This is a genomic window from Pseudomonas sp. Yb2C2 (assembly GCF_052112325.1).
Taxonomy (GTDB): Bacteria; Pseudomonadota; Gammaproteobacteria; order Pseudomonadales; family Pseudomonadaceae; genus Aquipseudomonas; species Aquipseudomonas marginalis.
In genome coordinates, this window is record NZ_JAVAJK010000004.1 from 207953 (window position 1) to 232812 (window position 24860).

General features: G+C 62.6%; 17 protein-coding genes, 1 tRNA gene and 2 pseudogenes. 5 read left to right on the forward strand and 15 right to left on the reverse strand.

Translation table 11 applies throughout. The features are described 5' to 3' along the window. Nucleotide 1: 1 nt before the first annotated feature. The gene (locus Q8X51_RS07235; RefSeq protein ID WP_065947104.1) at nt 2-682 is read right to left on the reverse strand and encodes a Fe2+-dependent dioxygenase; all 681 of its coding nucleotides are present in this window, start codon (nt 680-682) and stop codon (nt 2-4) included. 206 nt (nt 683-888) lie between these two features. Here Q8X51_RS07235 and Q8X51_RS07240 point away from each other — a divergent pair, with 206 nt between their 5' ends. Next, nucleotides 889-3192: a TonB-dependent receptor gene (locus tag Q8X51_RS07240; protein ID WP_407693122.1), complete on the forward strand. Its 2304-nt coding sequence runs from the start codon at nt 889-891 to the stop codon at nt 3190-3192. Between the two features lie 132 nt (nt 3193-3324). Then, nucleotides 3325-5850 carry a PepSY domain-containing protein gene (locus Q8X51_RS07245; protein ID WP_407693121.1) on the forward strand — a complete coding sequence of 842 codons (2526 nt, stop codon included), beginning with the start codon at nt 3325-3327 and terminating at the stop codon, nt 5848-5850. A gap of 289 nt (nt 5851-6139) precedes the next feature. Here the strand turns inward: Q8X51_RS07245 and Q8X51_RS07250 are convergent, their stop codons facing one another. From Q8X51_RS07250 to ptsP, 4 genes are read right to left on the reverse strand one after another with little or no spacing between them, the layout of a single operon-like run. Continuing rightward, the gene (locus Q8X51_RS07250; protein ID WP_407693120.1) at nt 6140-7681 is read right to left on the reverse strand and encodes an alkaline phosphatase D family protein; all 1542 of its coding nucleotides are present in this window, start codon (nt 7679-7681) and stop codon (nt 6140-6142) included. Nucleotides 7682-7725: 44 nt separating this feature from the next. After that, complete coding sequence (locus tag Q8X51_RS07255; RefSeq protein WP_323145749.1) at nt 7726-9441, reverse strand: PTS fructose-like transporter subunit IIB; 1716 nt, start codon at nt 9439-9441, stop codon at nt 7726-7728. Between the two features lie 11 nt (nt 9442-9452). Beyond that, nucleotides 9453-10373 carry a 1-phosphofructokinase gene (pfkB, locus tag Q8X51_RS07260; RefSeq protein ID WP_407693119.1) on the reverse strand — a complete coding sequence of 307 codons (921 nt, stop codon included), beginning with the start codon at nt 10371-10373 and terminating at the stop codon, nt 9453-9455. Continuing rightward, nucleotides 10374-13232, reverse strand: a complete 2859-nt coding sequence (ptsP, locus tag Q8X51_RS07265) for a phosphoenolpyruvate--protein phosphotransferase (RefSeq protein ID WP_137212604.1) — start codon at nt 13230-13232, stop codon at nt 10374-10376. It abuts the gene before it with no gap. Nucleotides 13233-13526: 294 nt separating this feature from the next. Here ptsP and cra point away from each other — a divergent pair, with 294 nt between their 5' ends. Both cra and Q8X51_RS07275 read left to right on the forward strand, forming a co-directional pair. After that, nucleotides 13527-14522, forward strand: a complete 996-nt coding sequence (cra, locus tag Q8X51_RS07270) for a catabolite repressor/activator (protein ID WP_065924093.1) — start codon at nt 13527-13529, stop codon at nt 14520-14522. 2 nt (nt 14523-14524) lie between these two features. After that, nucleotides 14525-15301, forward strand: coding sequence for a TatD family hydrolase (locus Q8X51_RS07275; protein ID WP_407693118.1), 777 nt, complete (start codon nt 14525-14527; stop codon nt 15299-15301). Here the strand turns inward: Q8X51_RS07275 and Q8X51_RS07280 are convergent. The 6 genes and pseudogenes from Q8X51_RS07280 to Q8X51_RS07305 all read right to left on the reverse strand — a co-directional run bounded on the left by Q8X51_RS07280 (nt 15248) and on the right by Q8X51_RS07305 (nt 21626). Continuing rightward, the gene (locus Q8X51_RS07280; RefSeq protein ID WP_065924091.1) at nt 15248-15679 is read right to left on the reverse strand and encodes a hypothetical protein; all 432 of its coding nucleotides are present in this window, start codon (nt 15677-15679) and stop codon (nt 15248-15250) included. The genes Q8X51_RS07275 and Q8X51_RS07280 overlap by 54 nt on opposite strands. Before the next feature lie 126 nt (nt 15680-15805). Continuing rightward, nucleotides 15806-16546, reverse strand: coding sequence for a methyl-accepting chemotaxis protein (locus Q8X51_RS07285; RefSeq protein WP_407694969.1), 741 nt, complete (start codon nt 16544-16546; stop codon nt 15806-15808). A gap of 117 nt (nt 16547-16663) precedes the next feature. Beyond that, nucleotides 16664-17803, reverse strand: a pseudogene (locus Q8X51_RS07290) (HAMP domain-containing protein); the annotation flags it as partial. 214 nt (nt 17804-18017) lie between these two features. Further along, nucleotides 18018-18854 (reverse strand): regulatory signaling modulator protein AmpE, encoded by an 837-nt coding sequence (ampE, locus tag Q8X51_RS07295; RefSeq protein ID WP_065924089.1) that lies wholly within the window; start codon nt 18852-18854, stop codon nt 18018-18020. Continuing rightward, nucleotides 18851-19414, reverse strand: coding sequence for a 1,6-anhydro-N-acetylmuramyl-L-alanine amidase AmpD (ampD, locus tag Q8X51_RS07300; protein WP_407693117.1), 564 nt, complete (start codon nt 19412-19414; stop codon nt 18851-18853). Before ampD ends, ampE begins: the two co-directional genes overlap by 4 nt. A gap of 61 nt (nt 19415-19475) precedes the next feature. Continuing rightward, a complete protein-coding gene (locus Q8X51_RS07305) occupies nt 19476-21626 on the reverse strand; it encodes a DUF1631 domain-containing protein (RefSeq protein ID WP_407693116.1) in 2151 nt (716 codons plus the stop codon). Between the two features lie 244 nt (nt 21627-21870). Between Q8X51_RS07305 and nadC the strand changes: the two genes are divergently transcribed. After that, nucleotides 21871-22719 carry a carboxylating nicotinate-nucleotide diphosphorylase gene (gene nadC / locus Q8X51_RS07310; protein WP_027604881.1) on the forward strand — a complete coding sequence of 283 codons (849 nt, stop codon included), beginning with the start codon at nt 21871-21873 and terminating at the stop codon, nt 22717-22719. Between the two features lie 7 nt (nt 22720-22726). Here nadC and Q8X51_RS07315 read toward each other — a convergent pair. The 4 genes and pseudogenes from Q8X51_RS07315 to Q8X51_RS07330 all read right to left on the reverse strand — a co-directional run. After that, a pseudogene (locus tag Q8X51_RS07315) lies at nt 22727-22816 on the reverse strand (outer membrane lipoprotein carrier protein LolA); the annotation flags it as partial. A 21-nt stretch (nt 22817-22837) separates the two neighbouring features. Then, nucleotides 22838-23143: a DUF6388 family protein gene (locus Q8X51_RS07320; RefSeq protein WP_027604882.1), complete on the reverse strand. Its 306-nt coding sequence runs from the start codon at nt 23141-23143 to the stop codon at nt 22838-22840. Nucleotides 23144-23307: 164 nt separating this feature from the next. Beyond that, a tRNA-Thr gene (locus Q8X51_RS07325) sits at nt 23308-23380 on the reverse strand. Nucleotides 23381-23428: 48 nt separating this feature from the next. After that, on the reverse strand, nt 23429-24829 hold the full coding sequence (locus Q8X51_RS07330; RefSeq protein WP_065924086.1) for an O-antigen ligase family protein: 1401 nt from the start codon (nt 24827-24829) through the stop codon (nt 23429-23431). Nucleotides 24830-24860: the final 31 nt, after the last annotated feature.

Genomic DNA, 24860 nt, shown 5'->3' on the forward strand with positions numbered 1-24860 from the left:
GTCAGACCTCGACCCAGCGACGCAACAGGTTGTGATAGGTGCCGGTGAGCTGGATCAGCCCTGGGTGGTCGGGGACATCACGGCTCAATTGCTGGATGGCGCCGTCCATCTCGAACAGCAGCGTACGCTGGCTGTCTTCACGCACCAGGCTTTGGGTCCAGAAAAACGCGGCATAGCGCGCACCTCGGGTCACGGCGTTGACTTTGTGCAGGCTGGAGCCTGGATACAGCACCATATCGCCGGCCGGCAACTTCACGCGCTGCAGGCCGAAAGTGTCCTGGATCTCCAGTTCGCCGCCGTCATAGTCGTCCGGGTCGCTGAAGAACAGCGTGGACGACAGGTCCGTGCGCACCCGTTCATGGCTGCCCCTGGCCTGGCGCACGGCATTGTCGATATGGAAATCGAAGCTGCCACCAGCCGTGTAGCAATTGAGCAGCGGCGGGAAGACCTTGTGCGGTAACGCCGCTGACATAAACAGAGGATTTTTCCACAACCGTTCGAGCATTGCCGCGCCGATCTCCTTGGCCAGCGGGTGGCCTTCGGGCAATTGCAGGTTGTGCTTGGCTTTGGCGGACTGGTGCCCGGCGGTGATTTTGCCATCGGCCCAATCGGCGGTTTCCAGGGCGTGGCGGATGCGCTGCACTTCCTCGCGAGAGAACAGGCCGGGAATGTGCAGCAGCATGGGGCAATACCTGTAGGCAAAGAGGCGCCAATGGTATTGATTCTTATCCTCCCTGTAAAACGCCGGAGACGAACGAGAACGTAAAAACCGTAAGGCAAAAGTGTAAAGAATGTAAATTCAGTGCGAATAGTAATGTATCGCAATTGATAGAAAGTCTTGTTCGCCCTATATTCCGCCGCCTCACCTCCTTGGGGAAAGGACACGTCATGTCGCGCACCACCACAAAAACACCTGTTGGCTCACCCCGTATGCTGGCTTCGGCCATCGGCGTTGCGCTCAGCGCCAGCTCTGTCGCCCATCTGGCGCAGGCGGCCGAAGACACTGAACAAAAAGGCCAGCGCAACAGCATCGCCCTCGGCGCCACCAGCATCACCGGCGAAGAACAGGACAACACCGCGTACCAGGTCGAAAAAGCCTCGTCGCAAAAATACACCGCGCCGTTGGTGGACACGCCGCGCTCGGTGACCGTGGTGCCACAACAAGTCCTCAAGGACACCGCCGCCACCTCGCTGCAGGATGCCCTGCGCACCGTACCGGGGATTACCTTCGGCGCCGGCGAAGGCGGCAACCCGCAGGGCGACCGTCCATTCATCCGTGGTTTCGACGCCCAGGGCGACACCTACCTGGACGGCGTGCGCGACACCGGCGGCCAGAGCCGTGAGATTTTCGACATCGAGTCCATCGAAGTCAGCAAAGGCCCGAACTCCTCCTTCGGCGGTCGTGGCTCGGCCGGTGGCAGCCTCAACCTGGTGAGCAAGACCCCGCAAGCCCGGGACTTCACCAACGGCGGCTTCACTTACGGTTCCGACCAGACCCGCCGCTATATACTCGACGTGAACCGTCAGTTCCTCGACGACAGCGCCGCGTTCCGCCTGAACCTGATGAGCCACGAACAGAACGTGGCTGGCCGTGACGCGGTCAATTACGACCGCTGGGGCGTGGCCCCATCGCTGACCTTCGGCCTGGGCACGCCGACCCGCGTCAACCTCAGCTACTACCATATGGAAAGCAATGACCTGCCGGACTCGGGCATTCCGTATGGCTACAGCTCTTCGACCGCCACCACTCACGTGCACGACAAACCCACCGACGGCGGCGACAGCAATAACTTCTACGGTCTCAAGGACCGCGACTTCCGCAAGACCCGCGCGGACATCAGCACGTTCTCCATCGAGCACGACCTGAACGACGACATGACGCTGAAAAACACCCTGCGCCATGGCAGCACCGGCCAGGACTACGTGCTCACGCAGCCGGACGATAGCCAACGCAACGTCAACCGTTTCGGCACCGTGTGGCGTCGCGCGAACACTCGCGTCTCCACCACCACGACCACCACCAACCAGACAGATCTGTTCGGCAATTTCCAGGCGCTTGGCTTCAAGCACAGCTACTCCACCGGCCTGGAATTCACCGGCGAAGAAACCCGCGTCAGCGGTTACACCGTCACACCGAACAGCAACCCGACGTGCACCGTGGCCGGCGGCGGCCGCGGTGGACAGTGCACCTCGCTGAGCAACCCGAATCCGGACGACGCCTGGACCGGCAGCATCGCGCGCAATTACAACGGCACCAACACCAAGGCCACCAGCCGTGCCGCCTACGTCTTCGACACCATCGAACTCGATCCGAAATGGCTGCTGAACGTCGGCCTGCGCTACGACACCTTCGACACCGAAGCCAACACCAACGCCGTACCAACCTCGACGGTCAGGGCGCGCAGCAAGGTCAAGGACGACAGCCAGTTCTTCAACTGGCAGGCCGGCCTGGTCTGGAAGCCTTTGGAGAACGGCAGCATCTACACCTCCTACGCGACCTCGGCCTCACCGGCAGGTGGACTGGTGGGCGAAGGAGTCGACAGCAATGCGATTCCTACCGGCATCAACACCAGCGACCTCAAGCCCGAAGAAACCGTCAACTACGAGCTGGGCACCAAGTGGGACCTGTTCCACAACCGTCTGTCCCTGTCTGCCGCAGTGTTCCGTACCGAGAAGAAAAACACCCGCATCCTGGTGGACTCCAACACCTACGAAACGGCAGGCGAGTCGCGGGTCGATGGCCTGGAACTGTCCGCCAGCGGCAAGATCACCGAACAGTGGCAAGTATTCGCCGGCTACAGCTACCTGAAAGCCGAACTGGTTGACCCAGGCAAAAACGGCAACCGCCAGGGCGTCGTCCAGGCCGGTTCCAACAAAGGCAACCAAATGCCCAACACGCCGGAGAACTCGTTCAGCCTGTGGACCACCTATAACGTGACCCCGAAGCTGACCATCGGCGGTGGCGCGTTCTACGTCGATCAGGTTTACGGCGATGCGGCCAACACCGTGTATGTGCCCTCCTACACCCGCTACGACGCCATGGCCAGCTATAAGCTGAGCAAAAACGTCGACCTGCAATTGAACGTGCAGAACCTGACAGACAAGACCTATTACGACAAAGCCTACGCCTCGCACTTCGCCAACCAGGCGGCGGGCCGCACGGCGCTGCTGTCCACAAGCTTCCACTTCTAAACGGTCAGCAGCCCACAAAGCCCCACGCATCGGATGCGTGGGGCTTTTGCATGTCAAACAGAATGTTTCTCGACAACCCACGGCATAATGCGCGCCGTGCCCTACATATTCAGATAGACGAGGCGGTCCGACGTGTTGAAGAAAACCCTGTTCCAGTTGCACTGGTTCTTCGGCATCACTGCCGGGCTGGTGCTGGCCTTGATGGGGATCACCGGGGCTGCGGTCTCGTTTCAGGATGAGATTCTGCGGGCGCTCAACCCGAGCGTGTTGAGCGTGGAGAAACGCGAAGCCGGCGTGCTGCCGCCCGCCGAGCTGGTGCGCAAGCTGGAAGCCACCGAAGGCAAGGCCGTGTCCATGCTGTGGGTGGAAAGCGAAAGCGGCAATGCCGCCCGCGTGTTCTTCACCCCGCCGCCGGGCGAGCGCCGTGGCCAGATGCGCTATTTCGACCCCTACACCGGCGACTACATGGGCGACGCGGTCGGCCAGGATGTACTCGGCTTTATCCTGCAACTGCACCGTTTCCTGGCCATGGGCGAAACCGGCCGGCAGCTCACCGGCGCCTGCACGCTGATCCTGGTGTTCTTCTGCCTGTCCGGCCTGTACCTGCGCTGGCCGCGCCAGGTCGCCAACTGGCGTGCCTGGCTGACGCTGGACTGGCGCAAAAAGGGCCGCAGCTTCAACTGGGATTTGCATTCGGTGTTCGGCACCTGGTGCCTGCTGGCCTACCTGCTGGCGGCGCTGACCGGCCTGTCCTGGTCCTACGACTGGTACAGCCAGGGCCTGACCAAACTGCTGTCCGACGCGCCGCAGAATGAACGGATGCGCAAGCGCGGCCCACCGCCCGCAGGCCCGGCACCGGTGGCCAACTACGACGCGATCTGGAGCAGCATCTACAGCAACGCCGGCCCAGGCTTGAGTGCCTATAACATCCGCATGCCAGCCGTCGCCGGGCAACCCGCCATCGTCTATTACCTGCTCAAAGACTCCCCCCACGACCGCGCACTGAACCAGATCAACCTGGACCCGGCCACCGGCGAGGTCAAATCCCATGACACGTACGCCGGCAAAACTTTCAAGTCGCAGTTACTCACCAGCATCTACGCGCTGCACACCGGCAGTTATTTCGGCCTGGCGGGGCGCATTATCCTCACTGTCAGCTCGCTGCTCATGCCGCTGTTCTTCATCACCGGCTGGCTGCTGTACCTGGACCGTCGCCGCAAAAAGCGCCAGGTGCGCGACGCGCGCAAAGGCCTCAGTGCCAACCACAGTGATGCCCCGGCCTGGCTGATCGGCTTTGCCAGCCAGAGCGGGTTTGCCGAGCAACTGGCCTGGCAGACCGCCGGGCAATTGCAGGCGGCCGGCCTGCCGGTGAAGGTGCAGCCTCTGGGCAGTGTCAGCCAGGACGACTTGCGCCAGTCGGAAAATGCGCTGTTCGTAGTCAGCACCTTCGGCGACGGCGAAGCGCCCGACAGCGCCCGCAGTTTCGAGCGCAGCGTGCTCGGCCAGGATCTGTCACTCAAAGGCCTGAACTACTCGGTACTGGCCCTGGGTGATCGCCAGTACCAACACTTCTGTGGCTTTGCCCGGCGCCTGCATTTCTGGCTGACCCACCAGGGCGGTAACCCACTGTTCGCGCCGGTGGAAGTGGACAGCGGCGACAGTGCCGCCCTGCTGCACTGGCAACAACAGCTTGGACAGCTGACGGGCCAGGCACCCGCCGCCGCCTGGCCGACCGCCCAGTATGAAAACTGGACGCTGAGCCAGCGCACCCTGCTCAACCCCGGCAGCGCCAGCTCGGACGTCTACCTGCTGGGCCTCACATCGCCATCGAAACAAAACTGGCTGGCCGGCGACCTGGTGGAAATCCTGCCGCGCAATTGCCCGTGGGCCATCGAGCACTTCCTCGAAGGCCTGGGGCTGATCGGCACCGACGGCGTGCTGATCGACGGCCTGCCACACACACTCAACCAGGCCCTTGCGACCCGCCAACTGCCGGACAACCGGGCGCACCTGGTCGGCCTGCACGCTCAAGCGCTGGTGAACGCGCTCGCGCCCCTGGGCATGCGCGAATACTCCATCGCCTCGATCGCCAGCGACGGCTTGCTGGAATTGATCGTGCGCCAGGAACGCCACCCCGACGGCAGCCTGGGTGTGGGCTCGGGCTGGCTCACCGAGCATGCGGCCATTGGTTCGGCGATCAGCCTGCGCTTGCGCCGTAACAGTGGCTTCCACCTGCCGGAGGCGCCGGTGCCATTGATCCTGCTGGGTAACGGCACCGGCCTGGCCGGTTTGCGCAGCTTGCTCAAGGCGCGCATTGCCGATGGCCAGCAGCGCAACTGGCTGCTGTTCGGCGAACGCACCATCGCCCACGACTACCTGTGCCGGGACGAGCTGCAAGGCTGGCTGGCCAGTGGTGACCTGGCCCTGCTGGACCTGGCGTTTTCCCGGGATCAGGAGGAGAAAATCTACGTGCAGGATCGCCTGCGTGAATCCGCCGATGTCCTGCGTAAATGGCTCGCGGACGGCGCGGCGATTTATGTGTGCGGCAGCTTGCAGGGGATGGCGACGGGCGTGGACCAGGCGCTGGTCGACATCCTCGGGAGTGAAGCAGTGGAGCGCTTGATCGAACAGGGGCGCTACCGCCGGGATGTCTACTGATGTGATCCAATGTGGGAGGGGGCTTGTCCTAATGCCGATCAGTTAAGAGATAGAACGGGCAAACAGTAACCTGTGGCGAGCGGGCTTGTCGAATCGTCGCACCGCCCGCGTTGGGCTGCGCAGCAGCCCCAATAAGAGCGCTGCAGTGTGCCAGGCAGGTCCGGGGCTGTGTTTTGGGGCTGCTGCGCAGCCCAACGCGGGGCAAGCCCGCTCACCACAGTTACAGTGTTCCTCCTTAACTGACTGGCATTAGGACAAGCCCCCTCCCACATTTGCATTGCATTTCAGGTCAGACCGGTTGCAGCTTCTGTTCGAATACCGAGACCCCATCCAGGTCGCGCAAAATCACGGTCAACTCCGCTGTCTGCCCGTCAATCTGCACTTCGCCAAAAAACTGAAACCCGGCAAACGGCGAGGTGTTCTGCGCAGGCGGGGCCTTCTCGAACACCACCTCAGGGCCAAAGGTTTTATCCAAGGGATTCGGACCGAAGCTGCCCGCATTCAGAGGCCCGGCGACAAACTCCCAGAACGGCTCGAAATCCTGGAACGCCGCCCGATCCGGGTGGTAGTGATGGGCCGCGCAGTAATGCACATCCGCCGTCAACCACACATGGTTGCGTACCTTTTGCGCGCGCAGAAAGCCGAGTAATTCGGCGATTTCCAGCTCGCGGCCTTGCGCCGGGCCTGGATCATTATTGGCGATGGCTTCCCAGCGCGGCACGCCGGGGCTGACTTCGCCGTCGGGCACGCCGAGGCCGATGGGCATGTCGGCGGCGATCACCTTCCACTGCGCCTGGGAGACCTTGAGTTCGCGCTTGAGCCAGTCCAACTGCTCGCGGCCGAGGAAGGGTTTTTCACCGCCCAGGTTGTCATCGTTGGGGCCGCGATAGCTGCGCATGTCGAGCACGAATACATCCAGCAACGGGCCATAACTGAGCGTGCGATAAATCCGCCCGCCGCCGTCTGCGCTTTGCCGGCGCATGGGTGAATACTCAAGCCAGGCCTGGCGTGCGCGGCTCACCAAGGTGTTGATGTCCTTGGTCTGGTAGCGCTCGTCAAGTTGCTTGCCGGGCGACCAGTTATTCACCACTTCATGGTCATCCCACTGCCAGATCTGCGGCACCTCGGCATTGAAGCGACGCACGTTTTCGTCCAGCAGGTTGTAGCGGTAGTTGCCGCGATACTCGTCGAGGGTTTCGGCGACCTTGCTCTTGGCTTCGGTGGTGATATTGCGCCAGATGCGCCCGCCCTCGGTGGGCAACTGCGCGGGCACCGGGCCGTCGGCGTAGATGGTGTCGCCGCTGTGGATAAAGAAGTCCGGCAGGCGCAGGCGCATGGCTTCGTAGATGCGCATACCGCCGATGTCCGGGTTGATGCCAAAGCCTTGGCCGACGGTGTCGCCGCTCCACACAAACCGGATGTCGCGGCGTTGTTGCGGCACGCTGCGCAGGTGGCCGAACCACGGCTCGCTGGCGACGCCGGTCTGGGCGTCCTCAAAGTGCACGCGGTAGAAAATCGCCTGGTCGGCGGGCAGCCCGGTGAGTTCGACGCGGGCGGTAAAGTCGGTGCGGTTGTCGGCCAGGGACGAGACGAATTTGCGCGGGTTGCTGAACACGCTGCGGGTGTCCCACTCCACCACCATGCGCGCCGGGCGGTCGCTGCGGCTCCAGATCATCGCGCGATCACCGAGCAGGTCGCCGGACTGCACGCCGTCGGTGAGTTGCGGCCGGTCCTTGATCGACGCGATCACCGCCGGGGCCAGGCCCGGCAGCAGCAGACCGGCGCCGACGGCTTGCATCACACGGCGACGGCCGAGATCGAAGTGGCTCATGCAGGTGCCCTCTTGAGTATCAAAAGGGCCACTAAAGCATGCGCTTATGACACCGGTGCGACAGCAAGCTCCACCACTTCCGGACGCTTGATCAGCGCATACACCAAACCGGTCAGCAGGCTACCGGCAACGATTGCCAGCAGGTACAGCAGCGCATGGTTCATCGCATTCGGGATCACCAGCACAAACAGGCCGCCGTGGGGCGCCGCCAGTTTGCAGCCGAAGTACATCGACAGCGCCCCGGTCAACGCGCCACCGGCGATGCTGGCCGGGATCACGCGCAGCGGGTCCTTGGCGGCAAACGGGATCGCGCCCTCGGAGATAAAGCACATGCCCAGGATCATCGCGGCCTTGCCGGCCTCGCGTTCGGTCTGGGCGAACTTGCGTCGCGCCAGGAACGTGGCGATGCCCATGCCGATTGGCGGCACCATGCCCGCCGCCATGGTCGCGGCCATCGGTGCGCCGCTCTGTGCCGCCAGCAAGCCGACGGAAAACGCATACGCCGCCTTGTTGATCGGCCCGCCCAGGTCGACACACATCATGCCGCCCAACAGGATGCCCAGCAGCACCGCATTGGTGGTGCCCATGGTCGCGAGAAAATCGGTCAGGCCCGTGAGCATGCGCGCCACCGGCGGTCCCACCAGGTAGATCATCGCCAGGCCCGTGAACAGGCTTGCCAGCAGCGGAATGATCAGGATCGGCTTGAGTGCTTCCAGGCTCTGCGGCAACTTCACCACACGGGTGATCAGCTTGACGCAATAACCGGCGAGAAACCCGGCGAAGATCCCGCCGATAAAACCGGCCCCCAGCGTACCCGCCAGCAGGCCACCAATCATGCCGGGGGCAATGCCCGGACGGTCGGCAATCGAGTAAGCGATGTAACCCGCCAGCAACGGCACCATCAGCATAAAGGCGCGGTCGCCGACGGTTTTCAGCGCGGCCGCCAACGTGCCTTCCTGCTCAAACGCATGGATGCCGAACACGAATGACAAGGCGATCAGCAAACCGCCCGCCACCACCATCGGCAACATGAACGACACACCGGTCAGCAGGTGTTTGTAGACGCCGGTTTTTTCTTTCTTGGCCACGGCACCGCTGCCCGCACTTTCCACCGCGCCTTCGGCCAGGGCCTTGTTGAGGATGGCCTCGGATTGCTTGAGCGCAATACCGGTGCCGCAACGGTAGATCTTCTTGCCGGCGAAACGCTCGGTGGCCACTTCGATGTCGGCCGCCAGCAGCACCACGTCGGCATTGGCGATGGCCTCGGGGCTCAACGGCGTACGCGCACCGACCGAGCCCTGGGTCTCGACCTGCAAGTCATAGCCCAGGCGCTTGGCGGTCTGTTGCAAGGCTTCGGCGGCCATGAAGGTATGGGCCACGCCGGTCGGGCATGCGGTAATCGCGACGATGCGCGGGGCATGCTTCGACGCAGCCGCTGCCTGGCTGACGACATACTCTTGGGCTTCTTCAGCGCCCCGGCGCAACACCGCCTCGACATCCGCCAGCGCCTGGGCCGGTGTGCTCTGGAACACCCGCTTGCCGACAAACCGCTGCATATCCACCGCCGTGCTGCTGACCAGCAACACCCATTCGGCGGCGTCGATGGTGGCCTGGGACAACTGGCGCTCCGGGCGCTGTACATCCACCACCTCGACGCTGGTGCTCCAGCCCTGGCGTTGAGCGGCGGCGTCCAACAAGCGGGCGCACAGCACACTGGTGACCATGCCGTTGGGGCAGGCAGTAACAATGGCTAACTTCATGACAATCCCTCTTATTGTTCTGTCAGCGGGCGTACAGCGACGCCGCTTTCAAGACGCGCCAACTGCGCGGCGTCGCGGATGCCGAAACCGATCTGTGTCACCGCCATGGCGGCAATTGCCGTGGCGCGACGCAGGGTTTGTTCAGGCGCTTCAGACTCAAGCAAACCATGGAGCATCCCGGCCAGCAGCGAATCGCCGGCACCTACCGTACTGGCCACCGTCACCTTGGGCGGCGTGGCATGCAGGGTGGTGGCCCGGCTGTACCAGCTCACGCCCGCGGCACCGTCGGAGACGACCACATGTTCAACACCCTGCTGATGCAGTTGGCTGATGACGTTGGTGGCATTGCCCAGGGCATCGGCGAGCTCTTCGGTATTGGGTTTGATCAACCACGGGGCCGCCTTGAGACCGGCACGCAGCGCCTCGCCGCTGGTGTCCAGGGCGACTTTCAAGCCCAGACGCTTCAGGTGTTCCAACAGCCCCTGCAACCACTGCGGGCTGACGCCACACGGCAAGCTGCCGGCGACGACCACCGCATCATGGCCCGGCGCAATGCGCGTCAATTGGTCGAGCAACGCTTGCTGCGCCTGCTCACTGACCAACGGCCCCGGCGCATTGATGTCGGTGACCCGGCCGTTTTGCTCGGCAATCTTGATATTGCTGCGGGTTTCGCCGGGCACGCGGATAAACGCGTCGGCAAAACCACGTTGTGCAATCAGCGCCTCGAAGGCTTGGGGATTGTCCTCGCCGAGAAAACCGCCCACGGTCACTTGATGGCCCAGGTCGGCCAAGACTTGCGCCACATTCACGCCCTTGCCGGCGGCATGGGTGAGCAGGGTTTCGCTGCGGTTGACTTCACCCGGTTCCAGGCGCGCCAGGCGTACCGTCAGGTCCAACGCCGGGTTCAGCGTCAGGGTCAGAATCCTTGCCATCTACACGGCCTCCACAAGGGCACGCACTTCGGCGGGCGAACCCACCGCCAGTGCTTTTTGCGCCAGGCCCTGGGCCTCGCTCAGACTGAATTCACGCACCCGCGCCTTCACTTCGGGAATGCTGCGGGCCGACACGCTCAACTCATCCACACCCAGGCCGACCAGCACCGGCACCGCCAGCGGGTCCGCCGCCAGTTCGCCGCACACGCCGACCCATTTGCCATGGGCATGGGCCGCACGCACGGTGATGTCGATCAGTTGCAATACCGCCGGGTGCAGGCCATCGGCCTGGGCCGACAAGGTCGGGTGGCCACGGTCGATGGCCAGGGTGTACTGGGTCAGGTCGTTGGTGCCGACACTGAAGAAGTCCACTTCCTTGGCCAGCACCGGCGCCAACAGTGCGGCGGACGGCACTTCGATCATGATCCCCAGTTGCAGGTCGGCCACCGGGATTTCCAGGCGCAGGCGTTCGGTCATGTCGCGGGCGGCACGCCATTCATCCACGCTGCCGACCATGGGGAACATGATGCGCAACGGGCGGTTATCCGCCGAGCGCAGCAGTGCGCGCAATTGCGCTTCCATGATCTGCGGGCGTTGCAGGGTCAGGCGAATACCGCGTACGCCGAGGAAGGGGTTTTCTTCCTCGGCAATCGGCCAATACGGCAGCGGTTTGTCGCCGCCCACATCGAGGGTGCGCACCACCAGCGGGCGGCCACCGAGGCCGTCGAGCACACGGCGGTACTCGGCTTCCTGGGTGGCTTCGTCCGGGGCTTGGGGGTGGGCCATGAAAATCAGTTCGGTGCGCAGCAAACCAATGCCTTCGGCGCCCTGCTCCACGGCGCTGGCCACACCGGCGCTTTCGCCGATATTGGCGAACACTTCCACGGCGTGACCATCACGGGTCAGCGCCGGTTCGTGGCGCTGGGCCGAGGCGGCCTGCAAGCGTTGCTCACGGGTATCGCGCTCGACGGTGGCACGTTGCAGGGTGGCTGCATCGGGGTCTACATGCAGGCGACCGCGCTGGCCATCCAGCAACAACGGCGTGCCGGCGGCCAGCAGCAATACCGCCGGGCCGGCACCGACCAACGCGGGAATACCGAGGGCCCGCGCGACAATAGCGCTGTGGGCCGTCGCGCCGCCGCGGGCGGTGAGGATGCCGGCGACGCGGGCCGGGTCCAGGCGCGCGACGTCGGAAGGGCCGACTTCGTCCATCACCAGGATGTAGGCCTCGCTCGGTTCCTGGGCGGTTTCAACGCCGCACAATTGCGCCAGCACCCGGCGACCGATGTCGCGCAGGTCGGCGGCGCGCTCGGCAAGCAAGGCATCCTGCAACGATTCCTGCTGCTTGGCGGCGGCTTCGATCACGCTCATCCACGCCGCTTGTGCGCTTTCACCTTGCTTGAGACGGGTGTCGACTTCGTCGGTGAGTTCCGGGTCGTCGAGCATTTCCTGGTGGGTGATGAAAATCTCGCGGATGGCTTTGGCCTGGCTGCGTTCGATCAGGCCCTGGATATCCCGGCGCACATCGGCCAGGGCATCTTGCAGGCGCTGGCGCTCAATGGCCGAGGACTCGCCGCGCAAGGGGTAATCGAACACCTGTTGAATCTGGATATGTGCAGGGCCAATGGCAATGCCCGGCGCCGCGGCGATGGCCTGGAGCTGGCTGCCGGCCTGTGGCGCGCTGATCACTGGCGCAATATCAAGGGCTTCGGGCTGTGCGCTCACGGTCGGCAGTGGCTCGACCTCTTCGCCCAGGCCCTCTTCGACGGCGGCCAGCAGCGCGGGCAACGCATCGCCGGCAATCGTCGGTTCAGCAACAAATTCCAGCACCTGGCCACGCCGGGCGCCAAGGCTCAGCAGCTTGCTCAGGCTCTTCACCGACACGGCGCCTACCGGGCCGTCAACGATGCGCACGCGGATGTCGCCTTCAAAACTTTTGGCCAATTGCGCGAGGATCTTCGCCGGCCGTGCGTGCAGGCCGTGGGCGTTAGCCAGGGTGATGCGGGCGCTGGGCCAGTCAGGTGGCAGCTCACCGCCGAGCACTTCGAGCACCGCGCGGCTGCTGGTGGCGCGCCCCAATTCCTGGCCACGGCCTTCAATCAACAAGGCGCACAAGCGTTCAAGCAAGGCCTGATGGGCTTCACCCAGGCTGGCCAGGCAGAACAGGCCGTTAAGGGGCTGGCCGAGATAGCGCATGGGCTTGTCGGGCGTAACAAACGCCAGGCCCGGGCGCTTGACCGTCTGCTCGCTGTGCAGCCACCACAGGCCATCACCCAGGGGCAACGCATCGACCTGTTGCAGCACTGCGGCAAACCCATTGCTGACGCAATCGGCCTGGCGCAGCAGGCGTGCGCCTCTCCAGACAAGCTCTTCGAAGTCATCGGCAGACACGCCCAGGCTGATCATCTGCGCGTCCAGCGCCAGCTCCTGGGGTGCGCCCTGCAGCAGTTTCAGCAAGGCTTCAGCCGTGCCGGCGCGACGCAGCGCCTGGCCCAGGTCGGTTTCACCGAGGGCGCGGGTGAGCAGTTGCAGCAGGCGCAGGTGTTCGTCGGATTTGGCGGCAATACCAATGGCCAGGTACACAATCTGCCCATCGCCCCAGTCCACGCCTTCGGGGAACTGCAACAGGCGCACGCCAGTGGAAAACACCTGGTCGCGGGTTTCGGGGGTGCCATGGGGGATGGCAATACCTTGGCCAAGAAAGGTCGAGCCTTGGGCTTCACGGGCTTGCAAGCCGCTGAGATACCCCTCGGCGACCAGCCCATCAGCCACCAGTTTGTCAGCGAGCAGGTGCAGGGCAGCAGATTTATCCACAGCCACCTGGCCCATGGAAATCTGCTCTACAGTGAGCTCAAGCATGCCGTTCTCCTAGTTAGTGCGATGGACGCACTAGGTATTGTTTTGAATAAAACAGTGTAATGGTGTTCCGGGACAGCTGACTGAGTAGTCAATTGGCAGTAGGCACTCAGTGGCTAACGTCGTAAAAATACGCTGGCTGAAACGTTTAATCTAGAATTTATGGCAGGTTACGCGTTAATTGCGCATCCTTGAAGGACCACTCGGCACTTGAGCTGAGACATTAGTCGTGTGCAGGAATCGGTTACGATTGGACAAAATGTCGGGGCGAGCTCCAAAAAACAAGGAAATCCCGGTTTGAAACTCAGTGATATCGCACGTCTGGCCGGTGTGTCCGTGACCACCGCCAGCTATGTCATCAATGGCAAAGCCGCACAGCAACGCATCAGCAGCGCGACCGTCGAGCGCGTGCGTGCTGTGGTTGAAGCCCATGGCTTTACGCCCAACCCCCAGGCCGCCGGGCTGCGCAGCCGGCATACCCGTACCCTGGGGTTCATCCTCCCGGATCTGGAAAACCCCAGTTACGCACGCATCGCCAAGCTGCTGGAGCAAGGTGCACGGGCCCGCGGCTATCAGTTGCTGATCGCCAGTTCAGACGATGAAGCCGAGAGCGAGCGCCAACTGCTGCAACTGTTCCGCGCCCGCCGTTGCGACGCGCTGTTCGTCGCCAGCTGCCTGCCGGCCAGCGATGACAGTTACCGCGAGCTGCAAGCCAAGGGTTTGCCGGTGATTGCCATCGACCGGGTGATGGGGGCGGACCAGTTCTGCTCGGTGGTCAGCGACGACCGCCAGGCCTGCCAGCAACTGACCAGCAGCTTGCTGCAACCGTTGCCCAAGCAGATCGTGCTGATTGGCGCGCGGCCCGAGCTGAGCATCAGCCAGGAGCGTGCGGCTGGCTTCCGTGAAGCGCTTGACGGTTTCACCGGCGAGGTCATCGTCGAACACGGCGAAGCCTTCAGCCGCGACTGTGGCCGACAGCTGATGGAGCAACTTCTGCATCAACTGGGGCACTTGCCTGACGCCTTGGTGACCACGTCCTACGTGCTGCTGCAAGGCGTGTTCGACGCACTGCATGACTTCCCGCTCAAGTCACGCCCGCTGCGCCTGGGCACGTTTGGTGACACCCAGTTGCTGGACTTCCTGCCGCTGCCGGTCAACGCCATGGCCCAGCAACATCAGCTGATTGCCGACACCGCCCTGCGCCTGGCCCTGGCCGCCATTGAAGAAGAACAGTACCAACCGGGCGTGCACGCCATCGGCCGGACCTTCAAGCAGCGTATCCACGAGGCCTGAACGTGGAGCTGATCGACACCCACACCCACCTGGACTTCCCGGACTTCGACAGCGATCGCCGGGAAGTCCTCGCCCACAGCCGTGAGTTGGGCGTGCGGCGCATGGTGGTGTTGGGGGTGTATCAGCAGAACTGGCAGCGGCTGTGGGATCTGGTGCAGGCGGATGCCGGCTTGTTCGCGGCCTTTGGCCTGCATCCGGTGTACCTTGATGAGCACAAGCCCGCCGACCTGACGGAGTTGGGAGACTGGTTGACCCGCCTCCACGGCCATCGACAGCTCTGCGCGGTAGGTGAGATCGGCCTGGATTACTTTGTTGAACAGCTGGATCGCGAAGGCCAGCAAGGCCTGTTCGAAGCCCAGCTCAAACTGGCGGTGGACTTCCAACTGCCGGCGCTGCTCCACGTACGCCGCGCCCACGCGGCCGTGATCGCCACGCTCAAGCGCATCCGCCTGCCACGGGGCGGCATCATCCACGCGTTTGCCGGCAGCCGGGAAGAAGCCCACGAATACATCAAGCTCGGGTTCAAGCTCGGCCTGGGCGGCGCAGCCACATGGCCCCAGGCCCTGCGCATGCATAAAGTGCTGGCACAGCTGCCGTTGAACGCGGTCGTACTGGAAACCGACGCCCCCGACATGGCGCCGGCCATGTACCCGGGCCAGCGCAACAGCCCGCAGCACCTGCCGGCGATCTGCACCGCCCTGGCCGAGCGCATGGGCACCAGCCCCCTAGCGCTGGCCGAGGCGAGCACACGCAATGCGTGCGAGCTGTTCAATTGGTAGTACCGGGGTCACCGCTTGCAGGTTCAAGGTCATTCGCTGCCGATGACGGACATAGCGCAGCACCAGGAAGTGCACCAGCAGCACCATCAATGACACGTTGAGCTGCCCGACCACACTGATCAGGCCAATCCACTCCGTCACCAGCGCCACGATCAGCACCACGCACGTCAGCACGGCCATGCTCGGGCGTACCAGCGCCCAATGGTCCAGCGCCTTGAAATGTCGCAACTGCCGGGGGCAGTTCAGCTCCAGGACGCGCTGGCAATACGGGCAATCAAAGGGTTCTTCAATGGCGATGGCATTTAACTGCCAAGGCTTGAGTTCGAACGTGATGTCGCAATGGGCGCAGTGCCCCTTGACGCCGACTGCAGTGGTCATTGTCATGCCTCCCTTGGACCTTGATTGAGTGACACAAATTTTCACTCATTCACCCGCGCAAAAAAGGTACTTCAGGAAATCAGGACAGGCACTACACCAACCCAAGACCAATCCTACACCACCGCCTTACACACGAAAGGCCCCGATCAGTTGCTTCAACTCGATCACCTGTATCGACAGCTGCCGGCTCGCCGCTTCAGTCTGATGCGCGCCTTGGGCGGCATGCTCGCCGGCACGATTGATTTCGACGATATTCTGGTCGATGTCATGGGCGACGGCGGTCTGCTGCTCCACCGCTGCGGCGATCTGCTGATTCTGATCGACGATCATGCCCACGGCACCGAGGATATTTTCCAGGGCTTGCTGGACCTTGTCCGACTGTTCCACAGTGCCGCTGGCCATTTCATGGCTGGTGCCCATGGCCTTCACGGCTGCGGCCACGCCGCTGTGCAGGCGGCTGATCATTTGCTCGATTTTTTCGGTGGAATGCTGGGTCCGCCGGGCCAGGGTTCGCACCTCGTCGGCCACCACGGCAAAGCCGCGTCCCTGCTCACCCGCCCGTGCGGCCTCGATGGCCGCATTGAGTGCCAGCAGGTTGGTCTGCTCGGCGATGCTCTTGATCACCTCCAGGACGCTGCTGATGGACTGGCTGTCGGTGGCCAACTGGTTGATCACCCTAACCGACTGGTCGATCTCCGAGGCCAGCCGCGCAATGCTGCCCTGCTGGGATTGCACCAGGCCACGGCCATTGACGGTTTCATCGTTGACGCTGTGGGCACTGCTGACCGCCGCCGCGGCACTGCGCGCCACTTCCTGGGCGGTGGAGGACATTTGGTTCATGGCCGTCGCCACCTGCTCAATCTGCATGCGCTGGCCAGAGACCGCCTGATTGCTCCGGGCCGAGACCGTTTCCACTTGGCCGGCCTGCAACTCGACCTGGCTGACGGTATGCCCGACGCGCTCGATCAAATCATGGATTTTCGCCACGGTGCCGTTGAACACTTGGCCGAGGTCGCCCAACTCATCGCGGCTTTGGGCAACAAAGGTAACGGTCATGTCGCCGGCGGCCACCTTGTCCATCATCGCCCCCAGGCGCCGTAACGTGGTGCGAGTAGACGCGTAGAACCCTGCATACAGGTAGAAGATCAGCAAAAACACCGCCGTCAGCGCCGAGACCAGCACCACCATGTGCGTACGGTTCTGCGCCAGGCGCTGCTCCAGCTGCTGCCCGAGGAACGTCAGGGTGGCGTCATCGAGCTGATAGGTGTGCTCCATCAATTGGCTGACGCTGTCATAGAAACCCTGCCACGGCGCGTCAAGGGTTTCGGCCATCACCACCTGCTCTTCAAACAATTCACTGCCGTGCTTGAGGCTGGCGTTGCTGGCCTTGGCCAGGCTGTCGAGCGCCGCGTGCGCGGCGTTGCTGGAGCCCAGGACGTCCTGCAATTTCAAGGCGTATTCGGCCTGGAGCTTTTCCAACTGTTGCAGCAGTTCGTCGAAGCGGGTACTGGAAGATGAGTTGAGAAAACCCTGGCCCAGGGAGTAGGCCCCCATCGCCCGGCCTTCTCCCAGGGTCTGGGTGACCTGCGGGGTGACACTGGTGATCAGCTCGCTGAGCTGGCGCAAGTCACTCTGGGGGTCGCGGCTCAAGCCGGACTGGCTGGCAATGATCTGGCTGAGCATCTGTGCCTTGTTGAGCAACTTGCCGATCAACGCACTTTTGCTCTGCAGCGAGCTTTCCTGTTGCTGGGCCTGGAAGGCCGTGATCAGTTCGTCACGCTTACCTTCAAAGGCAGCGATTTGCTCAGGTTCGGCAGCCATCGGGTTGAGGCGTTGCAGACGGGCGAGCACGCTCTGCTCCAAGGCGCTGATCTTGCCCTCAAGGTCAGCGGCCTTGCCGGACTGACCGAGCGTTGCGTTGATCTGCACCTGGTTATTGAGGGTTTCCAGGTCACGGCGCAGGACCAGGCTGCTGCCGAGCAAATCCAGGCTTTGCAGCTCGACACGGGTGCCCTGGAATTCGCGCCAGGAATCACGCACCAGGTAATAGTTGGTGGCCAGCATCGGCAGCAGGAACAGCACGCTGATCAGGCTGAACTTCAGGCCGAAGCTAAGACGGTTCATCAGCGCGACGGCGGGATAGAGCAAGCTCTTCACAGGTGACCTCCCCTTTGTTTTATTTTTATTCAGGCGCAGGGCGGCGGCAGAAAGCCACTATTTGGCGCTCTGTCTGTATAGCTCAATTTGAAAGGGAGTTTTGTAACGTAAAGTTAACGAGTGAGAGTGGCAGGGGGCTGCTGCGCAGCCCGTCGCGGGGCAAGCCCGCTCACCACAGGAATCAGGGGAGCACGATCCAGATCGCAAACCCGGCATACCACAGCACCGCCGCACGCAGCAGCAGTTCCCACAGGCGATCCAGGCTGTTGATACCGTCTGCACCCACTACGGGCGGTGGGATTTCAGCGGCGGCCAGGCCAACTTTTTCCACCAGTTGCGCGGCGCTGATGTCCCAGCTCAACAACTCGTGGAGCATGACACGGCTGACCGCGACGAAGTTGCCCACCAGGGCAAAACTGGCCGCCAGCAGGCGCACCGGCAGCCAGTCAAACGCGTGACGCAGCTGCCCGGCGCGCTCAGCCACCAGAGGGTTCTGGCTGTGCTCACTGGCGAGCGCCAGCAGTCGATAGGCCAGCGCGGCGACCGGCCCCAACAGGAAGTACCAGAAAATCACGGCAAAGAAGCTCTGGTAGGCCTGCCACAACAGATGGCCCTGGACGCGCTCCAACAGTTGCTCGCCGCTGTCGGCGCCCAACTTCAGGTCACGCTCGGCCACATGTTCGGCCGCCTGCAGGTCACCACGGCGCCAGGCATCGCGAAATGGCCCCAGCCCAGCCAATAGATCGCCACGGCCCAGGCTGTAGATCACCACCAGCAAGTGCACCGGCAGCGCCAACAAACCATAGGCCACCGGTTCCAGCACCAGCAACAACAACGCCAGCAACGCCACCGGCAGCAACACCAGCAGGACCAGAATCAGCCACGGCTGCTTGCCCATGCGCGGGCTCGACTCCAACTTGGCCAATTCGCGCAACCAGCCGCCATCACGCTGCAACCGCTGGCGCAGGGCCGAGAACTTCTCGATCCACACGGCCAACACCAACACCAGAAAACTCATCGTGCGTGTCCTCCATCCTGCAGGGCGCTGCGAAAGCGCGTCCAATCAAAAGCGGGGCCGGGATCGGTCTTGCGCCCCGGAGCGATGTCGCTATGGCCACAAATACGTTGCGGCGTAATACCTGGGTAGGCTGCCAGCAACTGACGGGTCAGGTCGATCAGCGATACATACTGGGGGTTGGTGAACGGCAAATCATCCGTGCCCTCAAGCTCTATCCCCAAGGAAAAGTCATTGCACGTCTCACGCCCTTCGAAGCACGAGACCCCGGCATGCCAGGCCCGGTCGATACAGGACACAAACTGCGTCACCGTGCCGTCGCGCTCAATCAGAAAATGCGCAGACACCCGTAGGTCGGCAATCCCTTCAAAGTAGGGATGTTCCGTGACGTCCAGGCGGTTCTGGAAAAACTCCTGCACTTTGCCGGTAGCAAACTGCGCGGGCGGCAGGCTGATGTTATGCACCACCAACAGTGAGATTTCGCCTGCCGGGCGCTCGTTGAAGTTGGGTGAAGGGCAATGGCGAATGCCCTGGCACCAGCCGCTGGCGGGGTCCAACTGCATACAGGATCCTTGAACGTGACTAAGTGTGACCAGTATGCCGCGTTCGACCCCGTGGTTGCGATCACTTGCCGCGATTGAGTTGACGCAGCTTGCCCACCACCGCCGCCAGCGCCCGCTCGAACAGCGGCTCCTCGTCGAGGTGATGCAGCGCGCCACGTTTGAGCGCCATTGCCAGTTGGCCCGCACTTTTCTCCAGAACCTTGAGCCCGGTACGGCCGACGAAAACGTAGGTGTTGGCCGGCGCCATGATCGCCGTCAGCTTGCACCGCAGGGTGCCTGCCGGGCCCTGCTGGAACACGATCCAGTCACCGACTCGCAATTGGTGCACCTTGGCCAGGTCCGGATCATCCTCCGGCAGGCCCTCGACGGGATCGAGCGGCAGTACGCTGAACACGAAGGGTTCACGCACTTCGAGCCATCCATCGCCCCCCTCTGGCGGCCGGACATGCAGGGTCTGCAAGCGCACAAAAAAATCACGGGTGCTGAAGGGGTCGAATGCAGCGCTGGTCAAACCGTCGCGCAGTGCCTTGAGCAACCCAGGCAACTGCTCCAGCAAGTGCACCCCGGCTTCAGTGTCTGCCGGCAGGCTGACACTCCAGATCAGCTCATCCATGGTGCGCAGCCCTGCTTGCCATTGCACCGACTGCTCGCCGTGCTTGAGGCTGGCCAGCAACAGCACCTGGCTCCAGGCCTGTTGCAGGAACTGCACCACCGCCTGCGGCAAAACCTTGCCCAGCATCCGTCGATTCAGTACCTCGGCCACCCGTGCCCGCGCCGCTTCTGTGCGCACGCGCCCTTCTTCAGCATGGCGGGTGTGCTGTTCAAGCAATTCGCTGCGACGACGCTCATCGGCGGTGAACGCAGTGAATTCAGTCAGCAATTGGGAAAAAATCGCCGGGTCTTCAACAAAATCATTGAGTAAACGCTGAACCACCTGCTCTATGCGCAGGTACAGGCTGTCGCGCTGGAAGTCATCGACCGGACTCCAGCCCATGGCGGTGGTAGCGATTTCATTCAACAGGCGCCGCGCCGGATGACCGGGGCGACTGAAAAAACTCTTGTCCAGCACCGCCACTTTCAGCATCGGGATCTGCAGACGGCCGATCAAGGCCTTGAAGGCGTCCGGCACTGCGCGGTCATTGAGGATGAATTCGAACAGCAGGGCGATCAGGTTGATCACATCTTCATCCGCATCCTCCACCACCCGCGACTTGCCACTCTTGACGCTGACACGGGTAAGCAACTGCTCGAGTTGGTTACACAGGTCGAAATCATCCTCGGCTTCCGGCTCCGGGACGTACTGCTGCAAGTGGGATAACAGCCGCAGCAGGTCGCGGGTGGCGATAGGCTGGGGTTCGGCACTGGCTTCAAGGGTAGGCGACACGCTACCACGCACGACGGTCAACAACGCCTGCAAGGCGCTGAAGGCTTGCTGGCCATTTTCGTCGACGTGTTGGTCGGTGCTCGGCAATACCTCTTCACGCTGATGATCACGGGCGGCACGGCCACAGGGGCGGCGGGACGGCGCGGCCTTGAGTTCCGGCAACACGCCGGTCGCGACCAGCAGCTGATTGGCTTCACCGTACAGTTGGTCAGCATCACTGAGTACGTACTTTTCAAACAGCTTGAGCATGATCAGCTTGACGCGGATCTCCACGCCCAGGCTACGCCCGGCACGCAGGAAAAACTCGCACAGCAGCGCCGGACCCAGGGGGTTTTCACAGTCGTCCAGGCGATTGCCGAGCAAGACACTCAGGCGTGCCGTGAGTTGCGACAGCGCCAGGCCGTCGCGGTGGCGCACCCGGCCCAGCATGGCTTCAAGCGCGACGGCTTTTTCCAGGTCATCCTTGGACGTGCCTGAGGCCGCGTCATAGGACACCACCGGCACCAACTGAAGTTCACCACGGCCCGCCAGCCCCAGGTTGCCAAAGGCTTCGAACAGCCGCTCCATGAACACACGCTCGAAATTCTTGCGCTTGAGGCGCAGGTCGCGCATGGCTTCAAAGAAGATATGGTGGTCCACGTTGTTGCGGGCCTTGTCGGCCATTTCGAACAAGGTGTCGTCGGCGTTATCGAACAGTTCCTGTAAACCCTGCTGCAACTGCTGCGCCGCCTTGTCGCGAACCTGCAGCAGCACCACCGGCAGGCGCGCGAGCGGCGATGGCGTGGCTTGTGCCTTGTTGATTGGCACCACCTTTCCGTCATTGTGCATCCTGGCCTCCTGAAACGGCGGTAAAGCGTTGGGGAAAGATCGGGTACAGGCCCAATAAGGCTGTGGATAACCGGTTATCACCAGGACGTCAAAGCTATGACGCCAATTGCAAGGCGCGAGATTATCTTGCAAATGAGTGCCGTTGCGCCAGCAAACTCTGACATTGCGCTGTAAATGAGTGGTGAGCCTGGGTTCAAACGCACGCTGCCCCTATAATCGGGACACTTTGTTTGTGGAGCCTGATATGCCGAACCTCCGTCTAGCCGACCTCACCGCCGAAATCGAAGCCAACGTGCGCCGCGCGCTCCTGGAAGACATCGGCAGCGGCGACATCACCGCACAGTTGATCCCGGCCGAACGGCTGGCCACGGCCACCATCATTACCCGCGACGCCGCCGTCATCGCCGGCACTGCGTGGGTGGATGCCGTATTCCGCCAACTGGACCCACGGGTCGCCGTGCACTGGCAGGTGGCCGACGGCGAACGCGTCAGCCCCAACCAGGCACTGTTCCACCTGGAGGGGCCGGCGCGTTCGCTGCTCAGTGGCGAGCGCTCTGCCTTGAACTTCCTGCAGTTACTCTCCGGGGTCGCCACACGCGCCCGGTTCCTGGCGGATTTTGTCGCCAGCACCCAGGTCAAGCTGCTGGACACTCGAAAAACCCTGCCCGGCCTGCGCCTCGCGCAGAAGTACGCGGTGACCTGCGGTGGCTGCCACAACCACCGTATCGGTTTGTATGACGCCTTCCTGATCAAGGAAAACCACATCGCTGCCAGCGGCGGGATTGCCCAGGCCATCAGCGCCGCCCACAAGATCGCACCCGGCAAGCCGGTGGAAATTGAAGTGGAGAGCCTGGACGAACTGCGCGAAGCGCTGGCGGCGGGCGCCGACATCGTCATGCTCGATGAATTGAGCCTGGAAGACATGCGGGAAGCCGTGCGCCTGAATGGCGGCAAGGCCAAGCTGGAAGCCAGCGGCGGGATCAATGAAAGCACCCTGCTGCCTATCGCAGAGACGGGGGTGGACTACATCTCCATTGGTGCGATGACCAAGGATGTGAAGGCGGTGGATTTGTCGATGCGCCTCAGTATCTGAGCACCTTAACTGTAGGAGCGAGCTTGCTCGCGAAAAACCTGAGAACGCCGCAGGGAACCAGGCAGCCCGCGTCATCGTTAGCGATTTTCGCGAGCAAGCTCGCTCCTACAAGCTGCGTCTAAACGACCAGGTCGTTCATCTCGCAGTATTCTTCCCATTCGACACCCAGCACCTCGGCCGCCTCTTTGTGCAAGGCCAGCCGTGCCGCTTCGAACTCTTCCGGCGTCGAGGTGTACTTGAGGGTCAGTTCCCAAGGCTGGAAGCCCTGGCTCTCGGCCTCGTCCTCAAACGCCCACTGGATCTGGTCGCGCTGATCATCGGCGCTCAGGTCCTTGATCTCTTCTTTAAGCTGCGGCGATTCCTCAAGGTATTTTTCGAGGGCTGCTTGATGCCGAACTTCCTGGGTCATTTCAGTCGTGGTCATGTCGTTCTCTTAGATCGAGGAATGGGGATGCATCTGGGTCATCAAGGTTGCGCAGATACAAAAGAGCCGGCACACGTGCCAACTCGTCTGGCCTTCAGAACCATTCTGGGATCATCTGAAAACATTGCCTTTGAAGCACTGCCGCTAAAAAAGTAGCGCCTTTTTGCCCGAGACAGGAATCGAACCTGCGACCTTCGCGTTACGAGTGCGCTGCTCTACCAACTGAGCTACACGGGCGGTGGACTAAAGCTAGCACCGCATCGGGCGTCCGGCAACTTGCACCCTTCAACGAGCAATCACCCCCTGAGCCCAGAAGCGTGGTTGCAGGTAATTACCTTTGCGGTCCTGGTACTGCTGCTGGGCTTGTTGGAGGTGAGGCACATCGCGCACCGCGATAAATACCAACAGACCAACGGCCAACACACCCAAGGCTTTCCATAGGTTCCGCGCCAACGGCAGCACAGCGCTTGCTGGCACGCGCAACTCATGCAGCGCCATCAGCCAGCCCACCACCAGCGCCAACCAGACCTGGGAGTTGGGCATCACGATCACGCCATCGACCATGGCCTGCACCAGCGTCCCCACCAACGCCGCAAACAGGCACAAGCGCAGCAGGTCAACCCGCGCGGCGGACAGCGCTCGCTCGCGTAGCACAGCCAAGGTGGTCCAGCCGCCTCGCCATGCCAACACCGCCACGCACAGCGCCGAGGGTACACCCCACTCGCTGGCCCATTGCAGGATCGCCTGATGGGGATGAGCGGCAATCCTGTTGGCAATATCGGCAAAATGCATCGGTCCGTAACCAAGCCACGGTCGCTCGACGAGCATATGCCACGCCTGCCACCAGATCGGGCCCCGTCCCGACAGCGAAGTGGTGAGGCGATCCGCGGCATCACTGGTGAGTTCAATCCCCAGGTAATCCGCCAGCCCCGTGAATATCAGCCAATACAGCAACAGCCCAACCAACACCGCGACCAATTGCCAGCCCAGCCAGCGACGCCCCCATGGCCCAAGCAGCGCCAACACCACGCCCGCCACGCCCATGCCAAGCCAGGTACCCCGCGTACCGCCGCTGATTGCTATCAGCCACCAGACACACAGCAACGCAAACACCATCCCCCGCAAGGCGCGGGAGACATTGGGTATCAGCAAAGGCAGCGCCAGCAATGGCAAGGTAAATGTCTGAAACTGTCCGTAGAAACGCTTGTTGGAAAAGCCGGAGAGCAGTCGGTCAGGATCCAGCATGCGCTCGCCGCTGGTGAACGCCAGCGTACCGGCATACAGATACTGGAGCGACTTGATCAGGCACAGCAACACCACAACCAGGATCAGCACGCGATCCAGAGGCTCGCCGCCGTGACGACGAAGCAGGGCAAAGGCGACGGCAATCGCCGCGCAGCTGACAAACAGCGCCACTTCGGTGAGTGCCCACAGCGGCTGATGGGCCAGCGCCGAGGACAGCAGGCCCAGCACCACAACCAGCACCACGCCCCAGGCAGTGGGCCTGTCTACCCAGGGTTCAGTGGAGGTAACCGACAACCCATACAGCACCGCGCAAAACCCGATGGCAATTTGCATGACACGCTGTAGATCATGCCCGCCGAACGGTGCACAGATGCCGACACTCAACAGGCACACCGCTGCTACCAGGAAAACACCGCCTCGCTGCTGTACGGATAACACCATCGGCCACCTCTACTTCCCTGTGGATGGTTTA